8 protein-coding genes are annotated in these 15,924 nt (G+C 51.5%); 2 read left to right on the top strand and 6 right to left on the bottom strand.

All coding sequences use genetic code 11. The features are described 5' to 3' along the window. Positions 1-119: 119 nt before the first annotated feature. On the top strand, positions 120-1,364 hold the full coding sequence (zigA, locus tag RID21_RS28150) for a zinc metallochaperone GTPase ZigA (RefSeq protein WP_350194775.1): 1,245 nt from the start codon (positions 120-122) through the stop codon (positions 1,362-1,364). 138 nt (positions 1,365-1,502) lie between these two features. On the opposite strand, the gene RID21_RS28145 is transcribed toward zigA, so the two are convergent. Beyond that, positions 1,503-3,776, bottom strand: a complete 2,274-nt coding sequence (locus tag RID21_RS28145) for a peroxidase family protein (protein WP_350194773.1) — start codon at positions 3,774-3,776, stop codon at positions 1,503-1,505. Positions 3,777-4,285: 509 nt separating this feature from the next. On the opposite strand from RID21_RS28145, the gene RID21_RS28140 reads away from it, so the two are divergent. Then, positions 4,286-6,304 carry a CehA/McbA family metallohydrolase gene (locus RID21_RS28140; RefSeq protein ID WP_350194771.1) on the top strand — a complete coding sequence of 673 codons (2,019 nt, stop codon included), beginning with the start codon at positions 4,286-4,288 and terminating at the stop codon, positions 6,302-6,304. A gap of 18 nt (positions 6,305-6,322) precedes the next feature. Here RID21_RS28140 and RID21_RS28135 read toward each other — a convergent pair whose 3' ends face one another. The 5 genes from RID21_RS28135 to RID21_RS28115 all read right to left on the bottom strand — a co-directional run bounded on the left by RID21_RS28135 (position 6,323) and on the right by RID21_RS28115 (position 15,790). Next, complete coding sequence (locus tag RID21_RS28135; protein WP_350194769.1) at positions 6,323-8,692, bottom strand: alpha/beta hydrolase family protein; 2,370 nt, start codon at positions 8,690-8,692, stop codon at positions 6,323-6,325. 116 nt (positions 8,693-8,808) lie between these two features. Further along, positions 8,809-9,867 carry a WD40 repeat domain-containing protein gene (locus RID21_RS28130; RefSeq protein WP_350194767.1) on the bottom strand — a complete coding sequence of 353 codons (1,059 nt, stop codon included), beginning with the start codon at positions 9,865-9,867 and terminating at the stop codon, positions 8,809-8,811. Beyond that, the gene (locus tag RID21_RS28125; protein ID WP_145185782.1) at positions 9,864-11,123 is read right to left on the bottom strand and encodes a DUF1501 domain-containing protein; all 1,260 of its coding nucleotides are present in this window, start codon (positions 11,121-11,123) and stop codon (positions 9,864-9,866) included. Before RID21_RS28125 ends, RID21_RS28130 begins: the two co-directional genes overlap by 4 nt. A 43-nt stretch (positions 11,124-11,166) precedes the next feature. Next, on the bottom strand, positions 11,167-12,807 hold the full coding sequence (locus tag RID21_RS28120; protein ID WP_350194765.1) for a DUF1549 domain-containing protein: 1,641 nt from the start codon (positions 12,805-12,807) through the stop codon (positions 11,167-11,169). A gap of 238 nt (positions 12,808-13,045) precedes the next feature. Beyond that, entirely contained in the window at positions 13,046-15,790 is a 2,745-nt protein-coding gene (locus RID21_RS28115; protein WP_350194763.1) for a sulfatase-like hydrolase/transferase, read from the bottom strand. Positions 15,791-15,924: the final 134 nt, after the last annotated feature.

The raw sequence follows: 15,924 nt of genomic DNA, 5'->3' as shown, positions 1-15,924 counted from the left end.
ATCAGGTTTCGTCACGAAGCCACTGTCTGATCGCTGCTTGAAATCCTTCCTCTCTGTCAGGTCTCTGACAGCACGGGAATCAATAATACGAATCACATTTTACAGAATGGAGTTTACCCATGATTCAGAGTTCCGAAAACGTTCCTCGCAAACTGCCCGTGACCGTGCTCTCCGGTTTCCTGGGAGCGGGAAAAACCACACTGCTCAATCACGTTCTGGCCAATCGGGCCGGGCTGAAAGTGGCTGTGATCGTCAACGACATGAGTGAGATCAATATCGACGCCGCATTGGTGAGAGAAGGAAATCAGGCGTTGAGCCGTACGGAAGAAAAGCTTGTGGAAATGTCCAATGGCTGCATCTGCTGCACCCTCAGAGAAGATCTGATGGTGGAAGTCAGTCGCCTGGCACAGGAACAGCGGTTCGATTATCTCCTGATTGAATCGACGGGCATTTCAGAACCAATGCCTGTCGCCGAGACCTTCACGTTTGCAGATGAAGAAGGCAGAAGCCTCTCGGATTTCGCGCAGCTGGACACTCTTGTAACAGTCATTGATGCCGCTAATTTTCAGCGTGACTATCAGTCCCACGAAGATCTGGTTGACCGGGAGCTGGGACTGAGCGAAGACGATCGACGGAATATTGTCGACCTGCTCATCGATCAGGTCGAATTTGCGAATATCATTCTGATCAATAAAGCAGACCTTGTCAGCAGGCAGGAACTCGAACAACTGCATGCAGTCATTCAGCACCTGAATCCCAACGCTCATATTCTCGAATCCTCATTCGGAAAAGTCGATTTAAAACAAGTGCTGGGAACAGGCCTGTTTGACATGGATTCGGCTTCTACGCATACAGGCTGGCTCGAAACACCGCGGGGTGAAGTTCATTCGGAAGTCGACGAATATGGAGTGCAGAGTTTCACTTACCAGGCCCGTCGCCCCTTTCATCCGGAACGTCTCTGGCGGGCACTGGACAGAGACGATTCCTGGCTGGAGCATGTTCTCCGCAGTAAAGGCTTTGCCTGGCTCGCTTCGCAGCATAATATTGCCAATCTCTGGTCACACGCCGGTATCTCCGTGCGATTTGATCCCGCTGGTTACTGGTGGGCTGCCACAAAGCCGGAGGAGTGGAACATTGATCAAAACCAGAAGAGGGAGATTCTGTCCCGATATGAGGGACAGTACGGGGACCGTCGTCAGGAACTGGTCTTTATTGGTCGTGACATGGATGAGACCCTGATTCGTAAAGTCCTGGACCGTTGCCTGCTTCAGGACTCTGAATGGATCGATGGTCCCGAAGTCTGGTCGACCTATTCCGATCCATTTCAAGTGACTGAGGAGACTCCGATATCGTCACATGAATAAAAAATGAGGCTGGTGTATTTATCTTAGTCAGAATATTACAACTAGAAGAAACAATATTCCGGATCCAGTCCCGAATTGGGGAGCCAGATCCTGGATCCGGATATATTGAATCCCATCTTAACCAGCGCTCATTATCGGTTAACGTCTACGTCTTTTGGGTGGCTGGTCTAGAATCTGGTCCAGCTCACTGGAAGCAAATACCTGATCAAGCACAATCATACCGGGTTCGATTGAATCCCGCCTTACGTTTCGAACGGGCTCCTGTCTGGGATGGTGATTGTCTCGCTTCGCCTTGAGATGATCCTGATCTCCTCTTCTCTCATGATGTCGATCGCGATCCTGGTGATCAAGAATGCTGACAGCTACTTCTAACCCACCGGCAACCGCGATCGTATCATTCGCGTCCATCCCCTGAAGCACAATCCGCTCCAGTCCTGTATAATCAATCTGAAGGCCGGATATGTCTACAGAACTTACATTCACCGCAATCGAATCACTCTGATTTGTCCCATTCAAGACTAATGTGTCGGAATGGCTTCTGCCTGATTCTACAACCATTCCCCCCGGTAATATGGCACTGCTCAGATTGGCAATGGTGATCTGCTGTGGTTCGTGATGACTGCCGGTCAACATTAAACGCTCAATCCCTTCCAGTGACTGACTGCTGATCAAGGTTCTGGTTCTGTTGTCAACCACTTCCAGATTTCCGTTTCGTTCGCGAATGGTAACATCATTACTCCCGAGATCTGCAAGGTCGATCTGAAGCACCGACGGTGCAAAGAATACGTTTTCCTGCAGACCGGATACCTCTGAATTGCGTTCGATTACATCGGCGAGTGTCGTATCATGTATTTCTTTCAATACATCACCAGAAAAGATATTCTGATACCAGAAACGATCGCCGTCCCGCAGTCTCTGGAACTGATCGACGATGATAGAGGTGAACGTCTCCCCCATACTCGAGCCCGGTAGATGATCTTCTGCCAGTCCCCCGACCCAGAGATCAATATTATCAACCATGCCGTACAGGGCCTCCAGTTTTGCTGCCACTTCTGGATCTGAACTGATATCTGAGAAACTCTGCACTGCTTCCAGGCCCAAAGCAACCCTGGTCGCGTTATAATCGGCCAGCCCGTGGTCACGCCCACGTTGAATATTCAACGACGCCAGATCGAAACCGCCGGATCCGGGAGGCCCAAACAAGAAGTTCCGCACATCATCCACCAGTTGATTGTCAATTTCCTGTGCCAGGTTGACTGAGGCGCCTCGTAACAGGGAATCAATCCCATTGGCTTCCAGTTCTCCCGGGTTAAAGAAGGCATTGACCAGCGAGATATTACCTTCGGCAGCAACATCTCCATTTGCATCCAACCGGAGCAGTTCAGACGACAGCATTGTGTGACCGTAACGATAGGCGGCATTGGAAAACTCGTTCGCGATACTGGGATCAACACCGGAATCGTATCCCATGTATTTACTGATAGCATCTTCTCCGAATAACGCAGGTAGATACTCATTAAACGTGATCGCCTGCAATTCACCGATTACAATCTGTCGCGCCTGCTGATAAAGTTCTTCATCGGTCAGGTCGGGATTCTCCAGCGACAGTTCAGTTGCGACTCGATTGTGTTCACGTACCCAGAGAGTATGCATTGACGTCAGGGCCACGTTTTCATTAGCCCGAATATCACCCGCCAGAAAGAATCCATCATCTCCGTAAGGCAATAGATCTCCATCGCTGGTTTTCAGCTGTCCCCTACTGAAAGTTCTCAACTGGTCGGCCCGTTCTGCATCAGAACCGTAGATCATCGACCCATCAATGAAAGCCGTAATCTGATTGATCTGCTGACGTATGCCGTTTTCGTCCTCTTCAAAGGCACTCCGATTCAGACTGATCACATCATCTCCAGAGCCGTCCGGATCAAAGTAGGGATCACCTGTCGGAACCTCGATTGGAAAAGCTTCCAACGGGTCACCATATTCATCATGAGCAGCTTCAGTCAAAGTAATATCGTGATCAATAAACTGTCCCCAGACCCAGAACAGATCGGTCAGGTAACGGGCATTTGTCTGGGAAGTCTCAGCTGCTGCGATCACATTACTGATTTCCCGGGCACTCAGCCGGTCTTCTCCCGCGGGAGTTGACAGGCCATCGCCGTAAGCGGCTTCGGCCAGTCGAATCAGTTGCGTCCCGGTACTGCCCAGTTCCGGGTTGTCGATATTATTCCCTGTTCCGTCGATCGACGGATATTCGGGAGTTGTATCGGACATCGAATGATGATGATTAGCAGGTTCTGTCATGAGTGAATTCGTCGCGGACAACAGTTGACGGGTTTCAAGGTGCTCGACGACTGAGATATGAGAGGAGAGTCGAGAAGCCTTGCGTTGATGACTGGTTTTTCGAAAGAGCATGATGGGATCTCCTGAGGCGCGAGGCCACTGGCGCACAGTTCGAACGAACAGCGCTACACCAGTCACCAGGCGCGTGGTTGTTTTTGTATTGACGAAGGCCCGCCCTACAAAAAAGTTGATCAACCGGACGGCTCAAAACCTCGAGTCGTCCTTTCAGAGTCTCTAAGAAATAAACGTAAACCCGCCGCGGAAATCCACCGCTTTTGACAATATTTTTTCATCCCCCTCCTGAGCGATAAAGCCGTACAGTTTTGCAGTTGCCTGGAGTACGAGTCGAAGACAAGTATGAAGTAACTGACTGAGGGTGCATTAATCGACGGTGACATTCATCAGAGAAATTCAGTCTGTTCACAGAAAATTCACACATCGTCACTGCGAAGTTCTTGAACCGGTCGTTTATAATCAGATTACAGACAGGAACACTTCTCATTGCAGATTGTGTCTGTTGTAAATACTTCTGATTCTCCCGCCCACCTGGTAACTCGCTCACTCATTAGGATTCCCTCTTCATGGACCTGTCCCGTCATAATGCATTCATTCTATTAACCGTCTGCATCACGGCCTTTTTTACCAGCGAACTCCGCTCCGCTGAATCTCCTCTTGTCATTGATGCAAAGTCGCATCAGGTTGAAGGAAAAAAGACTTATGAGACAGTATTCTCTGCTCACGCCAATCCGACTGAATTTACTTTGCTGTTTGATCTGAAGCTACTGAAACAAAGCTCCGGCAGATACTGGAAGGTCTTCATCAATGACCAGGACCTGGGTCGATTGGAAGCAAACACCCGCCAGATTGGGGCTGATAAACAGGCAGACGGTTTTCAGCGGATCGGTTTTACGGTTCCTGCAGAAGTTCTCAAAACAGGTGAAAACACCCTGGCAATTACTGGTCGAGGACAACCTTCCGTTCTACGTAATATCGTTTTAGATCCTCGACCTCTGAAGCAGGCGTTGCAGCTGGGATCTGTGACCGTAAAAGTCCAAACACCGGAAGATCAGCCTGTCCCCGCACGGCTGACAATTGTGAATGAATCAGGTGAACTGCCCCACCTCTATAATGCCAGTCAGCCGATGACCGCCGTCCGTCCCGGGATTCTTTATACGCTGGGGACAGGGGATTCTTTCGAATTACCACCGGGAAAGTATACGCTGTACGCCACGCGAGGCATGGAATGGGGATACGATAAACAGTCGATCGTCGTAAATTACGATCAGCCCCAGTCACATACTTTGATCATTTCACGTGAAGTAGATACCACGGGATTTATTGCCTGTGACAGCCATATCCATACCTTACCCGGCAGCGGTCACGGTAATGCCACATTCGAAGAACGCATGATCACAATCGCCGGCGAAGGAATCGAAGTCGCTGTAGCCACCGATCACAATCATATTTCGGACTACCGTCCGTTTCAGAAATCGACGGGAACACAGTCACACTTCCATGCGATTTCGGGTGATGAAGTCACAACCCGCAATGGACATTTTACGGCATTTCCCTTCGATCCGGACAAGGCCGTCCCCGGTGGCGTAAAGGGACGTAATCCCCTGTTTCTGGAGAATGATAGCTGGAGTGAGCTGATTGCCGACATGCGTCTCAAAGGAGCCGAGGTAATTATCCTGAACCACCCCTACTGGCCCAGTATTCCGGATGGTCCATTCGGTCGGTTTCGTTTCAATCGACGCACGGGGAACCGGGGTGAGGGACCTGAATTCAACTTCAACGGTTATGAAGTTGCTCAGCCTGCAAATAAAATCCCCGATTTTTTCTACGCCCTGGAAGACTGGATGTCACTGCTGAACCGTGGTTCCAAACTGACCGCTGTCGGAGCCACAGACTCCCACACCGTGAATGATCCGGTAGGACAGGCTCGGACATACCTGAAAAGTACAACTGACAAAGTCTCTGAGATCGTTCCCCGAGAGGTGTATGATGCTTTCACACAGGGTCGGGCCGTGGCATCAGCAGGAATCTTTGCAGACCTCAAACTGCAAGGACAGTATCAGATGGGAGACCTGGTACCTGAGAATGCCATCCACGCTGATAAAAAAACAGGTTCAAAGCTGACCGCAACGTTACGAGTCGCTTCCCCATCGTGGGTTCAGCCGCGCGAAGCAATGATCTATGTGAATGGAAAACAGATTGCTCACCAGACCATCAAGACGAAATCAAACCAGCCTACCGATCAGACGCTGACCTTTTCACTGGGACTCACTCCACACGACGCTTATGTCGTTGCGTTTGTACTGGGAGATGCTATTACCCTGCCCGGCTGGACAACTTATGGCAAGGCTTCTCAGGCAATCACTAATCCCATTTTTCTGGATGTGGACGGTGATGGTAAATACAGCGCACCACGCGAGACGGCCCAAAGACTGATTGCGAAAACTCAAAAAGAGGACGGTTCCTTCTCTCCGGCTCAACGAAAAGCGCTGCTTGATTCATCTGCGGTAAAGGCTGATGCCGCCGTTATGCTGCATGTCGAGGACCTGCTCACTCAAGAGACAACCAACGATAAAGATGAATAAATCGCAGGCCTGTCAGTTTCACTCGGACTTTTCGGGCTCTGGCCAGTTGAGATGCTGGTGCAGGAAATCATAAGCGCCCTGTTCGTGGATCGCATGTGGACCTTTGATCCATTCAATGGTGGTTCGATCACCGATCCCCAATTGGGCCTGATACAGAAAACGTACCTTGGCATATTCCTGGGCGACCCGATCATCAGGTTCGACACCATCAAAGTGACCGCGTTCAACCATGAAGGGCCGAGGACAGATCAAGGCTGCCATTTCCGCATAGTTGAAAGTCCCCCCCAGATTCCATTCGAAGATTTCATATTCCCCTTTGTTGACATAGCTGTACCGCAGGGATCGTTGATCGGTGGCTGCATTCTTCCAGACCCATTCTCCAAAATCAGCTGAACAGATCGAAAGTGCATAATTTTCAACGAGTGGCGGTATCCGCATAGCTGATTTTCCACCATAGGAAATCCCATAAAAGCCGATTCGGTTGCCGTCGACGAAGGGCTGTGTTTTCAGCCAGTCTGTAATCTGCTGATGCTGCGGAACCGCAATGGAAAACAGAGTCCGACCAATCGACTGCGACTTGAACTGCAAGGTTCGAAAACGATCGAACAGGATATATGGGTTCTGAGGCGCGAATGTAATAAAGCCCCGTTCCGCCAGGTGGGTTGAGAAGGATTTATAAGCGGCATATTTTTCTTCCCCCACCGTGTGCCGGGGGCGTCCTTCCAGACCATGCTGGGTAACGACGACTGGACGTTTCTCAGAACCATCCAGCTTGAGATCTTTGGGAATTGTGAGAATTCCATATGCGGTCACATCAGGAAACACATCCATTTCGACCTGATAGCTGACGGTCTTCGGTCCTTCCTGATACTTGCGAGTCCGGGCATTGGCGGGCAGCAGCTTTAGAGCAAATTCGCCCACGACATCTTTCTTGAAAATATCACGATATGGTTCGACCGTTTTCTTAAATTCATCTAAAGAGCCAGTCTTGAGATTCTTCATGAATTCGATACGTGACTCATAAGCCAGTTGCAGCAGCCGCTGATTGTGTCTCTCAATTTCTGCCAGTTGCCCGGCATGTCGCTGTGCCGCGTACGAGCGAGTTTTCAACTCGACTGGTTTCACTTCAGTAGAGAGTGTCGCGTCAGTATCCAGGCTGGAAATCAATGCCTGCAGCGTTTTGTCACCAACAGCCTCATTCGCTTCAATCAATGTGAGACAGGGAGTTTGTGTCTTCAAATCAGCCACAAACTGACGGGCACGTGCGAATTCATCCCGGACCTCTTGTTGACTGGGGACGAGTAATTTGCCTGGTTTTCCCTTCATTTTGGGATAGTGATCGTCAATGACCTCCAGATTCCCCTCTGCGGTCGTGCGATAACCGTATTCTGGATACATTCCATTCTCGATTATCAAGGTGCGAGGTGCCACCAGACTGGCAATCTCTGCATCGCCCAGAGAATTGAGTAAACCAAATACATTGCGGTCCGCTGGTTCCTGCCAGAGTTCTTCCCGGGGACCAAAATAACCACAGACAGCAGCGACATCAATTTCTAAGTCCAACGCAGCCGCGTAGAGAGCCAGTCGCCCTCCTTCTCCCCAGCCAATAATTCCCACTGGACGAGTGGAGTCCCCGCTGGTCTGCTGGAGCAGTTTTACGCCGGCCTGAATTTTCTGAACTTCATAACCCGCCAGAGTCCGTCCCAGTTCGAACCCTGCCCGATGAAGCCATTCCCGCTGACTCAGATTCCATTTGTTGAGTTCACGATTGATCAAAGTCGGAATCAGCACGCGAAACCCGGAGCGAGCCAGTTGCTGAGCGTAACTGCCACCAGGCAGTTTTGAGAAGATCAGATCTTCCGGTGTTTGAGACGCTTCAGGCACCGCAATGATGTCTCCGTGGATCTTCCCCGAGGGAACCAGCAGTAACCCGGCCCCTTGCAGATCATCGAGAACCGGCCAGGTCACCTCATAAACAGCAAAGTCATTTGTAATTTTTTGAGGAGCAGACTCCAGAGAAGCAAAACGTCCTGGAACCAGCGGATCTGACAGTCCCAGAATACTAGCCAGTTCCTGCTTCTGAGGGACGATGGACTTTTCGTATGCGGCGGGTGAACTTAAATCGCGATTCCAGTTTTGAGCTCGATTCTCTGCGGCCAAAGCGATCTGTTTTAACAGAAACTGATCGATGCCCTGTATCATTTTTGAACTCAGATCACTCTGATCGGTTAACTGCTGCGTGCCTGGTAAGGGGCTTTGATCGGGAGCGGCTTTCAGAACTGCCCAAGGTGGTACATCCTCCGCTTGAAGTACCAATTGACTCGAATTCAACATCAGACTGACCTGCAGGGTCAGTACCAGGAAAGCAGACAGGTTCAGTCGATTCATGATCGTCCTTTGTTGAAAGTCAGAGTGGTCTATCTCGGAGTATTTTCAGTCAGCTGTCGCCCGTTTAACTACAGTTAATCTTCGAGAAGGAAGATCCGTCACCGTGCATTGGTGTTCTAGACGGGTTGTTTTTCGGTCATGCGATAAACGCGTGCCGCCCCATCTGAATGAGCGACGGCCAGGTGCCTGCCATCCTGGAACAGGTCCAGCCCCCGGGCTGCCGTTGAAAGCTTCATGGTGTGGAAGAACTCTTCTTCACCCGGCTTTCTGAACCAGAGTTCGCCTTTACCGCTCCTGTTGGCACCAGCGCCAATCAGGAAGTTCTCCGGATGGAAACGAACCCCCCAGGCGATACCCTGGAATGTTTTATCAGGCTTGAGCTGCGCTTTGGCTTTACCGGACTTCCAGTCGAACAACATAATGATGGGATCCTGGACTCCAGCAAAGGAGTTCACGACTTTTGTAATCCCTGCACTGGCCAGTTCGCACCCATCGGTACTGAATTTGAAATCGCGGGCGCCGCCCATATCTGCGGCAAATTTGTTGTCGTAACCGGTCATGACGCCGGCATCGATGCTGCGTACCTTCTTACCGGTCTGTAAATCCCAGACGTGAATGGTGCCCATCAGATCCTGAGAGGCCAGCTGTTGACCATCCGGATGGAAATCGACCGCATATACGTGTCGTTCGTGTCCATTAAAGGAATGCAGTAATTTGCCATCACTGACGTTCCAGACTTTCACGAGCAGATCATTGCCACAGGTCGCCAGTTTCGTCTGGTCGGGCGATACACGGACCCAGCGAGCCGAGCCCTGATGTGCCTGTATGCTCAAAGTAGGTTTGGGTTCTGCATCCGCCAGATTCCAGGCTTTAATCTCTCCTCCCCAACAGGCTGAAAAGAGAGTTTTTCCATCTCGGGAAAAATCAAAACAGCGCACCCAACTGGTATGTCCTTTGAGTGTTCTCTGTGCTTTGGTCTTTAAGTTCCAGACCTGAATTTCCAGATCTTCCGCTCCCGCCACCAGATGAGTTCCGGTGGGATCCACCTTGCAGGAGGTCAGAGAGAATTTATGCTTGAACTCAGCCGTCTGGTGGGTCAGCACCGGATCGACGGCGTTGTAGTCAATTACCGGTTTGGAGGCAACAAGTGGTTCGGTGGTCTGTTGCGGCTTCATGCTAACAACTCCTTAATGGGCTGTGTGGTGGGATCACCGATGGGAATCGAACGTCCGCCGATCTCATGGTCGCGGGTCGAATCAATGCCCAGTGCCTGCAGATAGGTATGAAACAGGTGACCGGCGTCGACTTCTCGATCTGCGACGGCAGTCCCTTTTTCGTTGGTCTTACCAATAATAGCTCCCGGCTGAACACCACAACCTCCCAGGGCGATCGACCAAGCGGTTCCCCAGTGATCACGTCCATAGCGGACATTGATTTTCGGGGTTCGGCCGAATTCGGAATAGACCATCACCAACGTACTCTCCAGCATGCCCCGCTCATGGAGATCATCGAGCAGCATGGAAAATGTTTTGTCGAATTCCCCGAGCTGCTCAAGATGAAAATTGAAATTTTCAGCATGAGAATCGTATCCATGATGAGTCACTTTGACACAGGTGGCATTATTCTCCAGGAGCTTTCTTGCCAGGAGGCAATTCCGGCCGAAATCATGTTTGCCGTAGCGTTCCAGGTCTTTGGCATCAGGTGTTTTCTCGAAGAACGATTTGCGGGCCATCAATTTGGAAGCCTGCTGAAACGAAGCATCGAAGGTTTCCGTCTGTGCCTTACGGCGTCCCTGTCGAAACTGCTGGTTGAACTGCTGCCGGAGTTGCAGGCGGCGTGTGTTTGCGGTCGCGTTCAGGTTTTTGGGTAATCCCAGGTTCTGAGGTGGCTTCACCCCTTCAAATTTGAGCTGGGCATGCTGTGCTCCCAGGAAAGCAGCCGTCGCATCGCTGAGTCCTCTTGTCGAAATGTGAATATATCCCGGCAGTTCGCTATTCGCAGGCGCGAGATACTTTGAGGCGATCGAACCTATATAGGGATACTCGCCGGCCCGCCTCCCCTTCTCCATAAACAGGCGTCCCTGTGAATGGTCGTTCGTCTTAATATTAATGCTGCGAACGATTGAGAGCAGATGCATCCTCTGGGCAGTATGAGGCAGCAACTCAGAAATATGCATGCCTGGAACTGAGGTCGGAATTGCACGGAACGGTCCACCGAATTCAGTTCCTGGTTTCGGATCCCAGGATTCCAATTGGCTGACGCCCCCCTGGAGATACACCTGCAGAATCCGTTTATGCTGGCTTTTCACCGTCTCGGCGTGTGCAGACAGATCCGAGAGCCCCAGGCAGACTGCTCCACCAGCGGCCCCCGCCAGGAATTGTCGCCGGGCAATCTGGTGATCCAGAGAATGGCATCCTTGATTGCGTTTCATACTATGTCCTTTTGCCTCTCAGTGAGAAACTCAGGTGATGGGTTTAATGATTGAAACGAAACTCGTCAGAAGAGAGTGCCGCCCAGATCAGTTGTTGCAGATCCTGGTCGGTAGGCTTCGGGCCACCTTCCAGGAACAGGGCCACCTGTTTGATTTCTTTTTCGGTGGGGAACCGTGAAAATACGGAAAGATACAACTCTTCTGCGATAGCGGTCGGCTGATCCAGCTTCTTCAGACGGGCCGTCAATTGATTACCAGAGGGAGCGAGCCAGGCCTGGATCGTGTTACCATTTAGCAGAAACAGGGCCTGATCAGCCGAGGCGTCGAAACGTGTGGTCTGTGCGCCGACAATCCCAAATGTCCGGACAAAGGCAGCCACGTTCCCTTTCAATGCGCCGTGTAACGCCTCTTCCTGCCAGAGAGTGTCATCAGCTTTTTTGGTTTTCTGTTTCTCATCGACTTTGCGCTGTTTCGTCTGCAGACGTTCCAAGGTCGCTGAGGTCACCCCGGTGGCCTGCATCATGGACCAGGCGAGTTGTTCGGGCGTTAATGGTTTGAGCAGACCCATCTGGTAAGCTGATCGCTCGGGGATCTCAGTTTCAGCTGAAACATGACTGCTGCGCTGGTAGGTCTGGGTCAGTGCCAGCTCACGAATCACGTACCGCAGATTAAACTCATGATTCGCTAGCTCTTCACTCAGAAGCGACACGATTTTCGGATGGGTCGGAGGATTATCCGAGTGCCACATATCGAGTGGTTCAACCAGGCCCTGCCCCATCATCATGGCCCAGAGACGGTTAACGATGTTCTTCTGGAACGCCCCGTTATTTTGACTGGTCAGTGCATCCGCCAGTTGCAAACGTCGACTGTAAACAGGGACCGAACGCACATTCTTTGCGGGTTTAACTTTGTACGCTTTTTTCGCGTCCGCCGGATCTGGAATTTCGGGAAGATCCAGTACCCGGGGGGCGGTCATCCCCTCTTCTTTGGTAAACACGGAGGTAAAGGAGACCTGGCCTTCGGCTTTTTCACCGATCGAGGCCTGCTTGGTCTTGGGATCTTTGAAGAGATAGCTGCGGCTCAGGAAGGCATCCAGACCATGGTAGTGTCGCTGCAGGTAATCATTCACGTTGGGATGATCATGGCATTGGGCACATTGCAGATCGCGTCCGAGAAAAATACGGCCCAGATCGCGCGTCACGACTTCGGATTTTAATTCCCGATCCAACAGAAAACGGGCCGCGGGTCGTGTTGTCTTATCTGTTCCGTCGACAGTCAGAATTTCATGAACCAGTTCATCCCAGGGACGGTTCTCCAGAAAAGATTGACGCAGGTATTCTTCCCATTCAGCTGTCTTCACATATTTGCCCGGTCGACGCTCCATCAACATCGTGTCGAACAGATACTGTAACCGTCGGGCGTGTTCTGGTGAGGCAAGTAACTGGTCGATCCGCTGGCTGCGTTTGTCGGGAGACGAATCCGCGACAAAGGTTCGAACTTCATCAGCTGTGGGAATGGTCCCGGTCAGGTCCAGGGTCACCCGCCTCAGGAACGTGGCATCATCGGCCAGAGGAGCAGCCTGTTTTTCAAACTGCGGCTTTCCTTCAGCAATAAGCTGATCGATCTGCTGATGCAGTGGAGTCTGGGCAGTGACAGTCGATGTGATTCCTGACAGAAACAACACCAGACACGCTACCATTGTGTGGAAGGAACGTAATCTCATAGGGTCACGCTATTTGGGTAGGATGATGCGAGCAGGGACCGACGCATGAACATATCTTGATCGGTAGTCTGATTCTAGCCGATGAATTCGATCAATTCAATCTTTTCTTATGAATCCTAACTTTTTTCAGCAGATCCACTCCAAGCGTGAGATCATCACTCAATACAGGCATTCTGGAGAGAATAATGAGACTCAAAATTCAGTTTGCGGCCTTTGCCTTTCCTGTCTTGGCAGGTTTCTTTTTCGGCCGCCAGTTGGGATCTCCGGCGTCTGCAGGAAGACTGGAATTCCAGTCGTTGACCGCCTGCTGCAAGCGTTTGACCAGATCTGGTTGTTGTGATGCCTGGTTCGTGGTTTCCGAGACATCCTGTTGGAGATCGTAGAGCTGAATCCCTGTCTGGTCGTAGTTCATGTAAAACTTCCATTTCCCCTCACGGACGGCCAGATCCGGATTTGGTTCTTTCCTGGTCCCCGGTCGATCGGGGGGACGTCTCCAGAACAGCGGTGCCTGTCTGCTCTGTATTTCTTTTCCCAGCAACGTATCAGCCAGATCCTCGCCATCGAGCTGGACTCCCAGTGGGAGTTCTGTACCCGTTAGTGAATACAGCGAGCGGTTTAAATCCAAGGCACTGAGTACGGACGTATTGTTTGTTGTGCCAGCAGCTTTTGGATTGATCAGCGACGGCCCCCAGACGATCAGCGGCGAACGAACACCTCCTTCATAAAGCCAGGTCTTGGCCCCCCTCAATGGATTGGCAAGACCAGCGCCGGTTTCAGGACCATTATCGGACGCGATCAGAATCAATGTATTATTTTTCAGTTTCACGTCATTTCGTATGCGATCAAACAATGCCCCCAACTGCTGATCCATGGCTTTGAGAACCGCGTAATAGAGGGCCCGTTTACTTCCGTCCGTCGCATCACGCATGACTTCGGGCGGAAAGAATGGAGAATGGACATCATCGGGCCAGAGGTTCAGATAGAAAGGCTGGCCCGTCGCTTCAGCCTGATCGATAAAGTTCAGAGCGTCTTTTACAAAAGCGGCCGTTACGACGGAACGATCTTCCCAGCGAATGGGACCATGTCCGAGGTTGGCGGAACCGAGATCATGTTTCTGGGGAGGCTTTCCATCATAGGCGTCCTTCAGAGGCAAAACACGTGGGCCGAGGCCTTCAAAGTTCGTCAGGCTATGATCAAAACCGTAGCGGGTGATCAAAGGCGCTTCTCCCACATCCCGCTGGCCGCCCATGTGCCATTTTCCAAAGTGCCCTGTCGCGTACCCCGCATGCTTCAGTTCCCGCGCCAGCACAGGTGCCTTGGGATCCAGCCACTGCGCCAGCCCGCGTTCCCGGTTCTTTTTGCGTTGCGCCAGATAAGAATTGATTCGCCAGCGCTGAGGATATTGTCCTGTGGTCAAAGCAACCCGCGACGGAGAGCAGATGGGTGAATTCACATAAAAATTCGTAAATCGGATTCCCTCGGCAGCCAGCCGATCAATATTATCTGTTTTGACAGCAGTTCCCTGAAAGCAGGAGAGATCAGACCAGCCCATGTCGTCAATGAAGACCATGATCACATTCGGTTTATCCTCAGCGGCAATCCGCTGTGGTCGGCCATAGACATTTTTCTGGTCTCCCGTTTCCGCCAGCCAGTCATCGACCTGTTCTCGCAGCATGCGCAGACGTTCCGCCTGCTCAGGTTCATTGACTCGATTCTGCTGCTCATAGGGATCAGTATTGACCTGGTACAATTCTTCATCCGGTCGTTCGAGATAACGTCGCACCTTCTGTCGTGCCTGGGGATGGGCGATTGCCTTTTGAACCCAACTGTCCCAATAGCCGTTCTTGGCACGTGCATTCGTCACGTGACTGGTAAACCGGAACTCGGGATGCAGATTACGGATGTACTTCCAGCCATCCAGCGTTCGAGCAGCCCGCATCGGGTAGACATTGTTATCACCGTCCCCCGAATGCGTGGTGAAGATAACCTCGCGATGTGTGGTTGTTTCCCCTTTCAAGACGGGGAGCAGGCTGCGGCCATCAATGGAGTCAGGGGGCGTGCCTCCGGCGACATCGATCAGTGTCGGAAGAATATCAATCCAGGATGCCATCGCGTCTGTACGAACCCCCGGTTTGATCTGCTCCGGCCAGCTGACAATCAATGGGGTGCGAATCCCTTCGTCATACAGATTCCATTTTCCAAACGGCCACTGTGCGCCATGATCGCTGGTATGCAGAAAGAAGACATCATCTCCCAGTTTCTGTCGAGCCACGTCATAGACTTGCCCCAGTTCGCGATCCATAGTCTGAATGGCGGCCATGTATTTCGCCCGCCACTCTCGCGTGACCGGCGTATCCACATGATGAGGAGGTACCTGCAATGCGGCGGGATCGATGTCGCCAATCTCTTCCGGCCAGGGTACGTGAGGCCAGTTGGTACCGACAAACAGACAGAGTGGCCTTTCACTCTCGCGCTGCTGGAGCCATTCAATGGCTTTGAGAATGGCGATGTCTTCGTGATAGCGAAAATGACGGGCGATGTCGAACCCGTATTCAGGCGTCTGTTTATAATGGCCGACCTTGCCGAATGAGACGACCTCGTATCCCAGTTCCTGCAGGTACGCGGGCAACTTCTTGATTTCGGCCCGTGGCCGTGAGTGATTCGGTTCTGCTCCGTTATTGGCAGGATACAATCCTGTGAGCAACGCGGCGCGACTGGGGGCACAACTGGGAGAAGCAACAAACGCGTTGTTGAACGTCATCCCCTGGGCCGCCAGGCGATCCATATTGGGAGTTTTGATATCGGGAGAGCCATAGACTGAGGAATCACGCCAGGTATGATCGTCTGAGAGAAAGATGACCATATCCGGTCGAGGCGTTCCTGCTAAGACAGCTGATACGAACAGCTGTACCAGGATAAGGCAGGTAATTCCAGAAAAGCGCATCTGTTAACTCCCCTGATGTGGCTCTTTGATGACATAAAACAGTCGATAGAAAGGTTTGACTTAGACGGGTAACACACTAGATTGAAAGTTAATTATAGCCATCAGGTACCGGGTATCACAAATGCGCAACTGAC

Source organism: Gimesia sp., assembly GCF_040219335.1.
Taxonomy (GTDB): Bacteria; Planctomycetota; Planctomycetia; order Planctomycetales; family Planctomycetaceae; genus Gimesia.
Note: the sequence above shows the minus strand (reverse complement) of the source record. Positions and strands in the feature narration are given on the sequence as shown.

Excerpts from the sequence above, each read along its gene's own strand:
- RID21_RS28135 (WP_350194769.1), bottom strand. The coding sequence starts at position 8,692 with ATGAATCGACTGAACCTGTCTGCTTTCCTGGTACTGACCCTGCAGGTC.
- RID21_RS28130 (WP_350194767.1), bottom strand. The coding sequence starts at position 9,867 with ATGAAGCCGCAACAGACCACCGAACCACTTGTTGCCTCCAAACCGGTA.
- RID21_RS28125 (WP_145185782.1), bottom strand. The coding sequence starts at position 11,123 with ATGAAACGCAATCAAGGATGCCATTCTCTGGATCACCAGATTGCCCGG.
- RID21_RS28115 (WP_350194763.1), bottom strand. The coding sequence starts at position 15,790 with ATGCGCTTTTCTGGAATTACCTGCCTTATCCTGGTACAGCTGTTCGTA.
- zigA (WP_350194775.1), top strand. The coding sequence starts at position 120 with ATGATTCAGAGTTCCGAAAACGTTCCTCGCAAACTGCCCGTGACCGTG.
- RID21_RS28145 (WP_350194773.1), bottom strand. The coding sequence starts at position 3,776 with ATGCTCTTTCGAAAAACCAGTCATCAACGCAAGGCTTCTCGACTCTCC.
- RID21_RS28140 (WP_350194771.1), top strand. The coding sequence starts at position 4,286 with ATGGACCTGTCCCGTCATAATGCATTCATTCTATTAACCGTCTGCATC.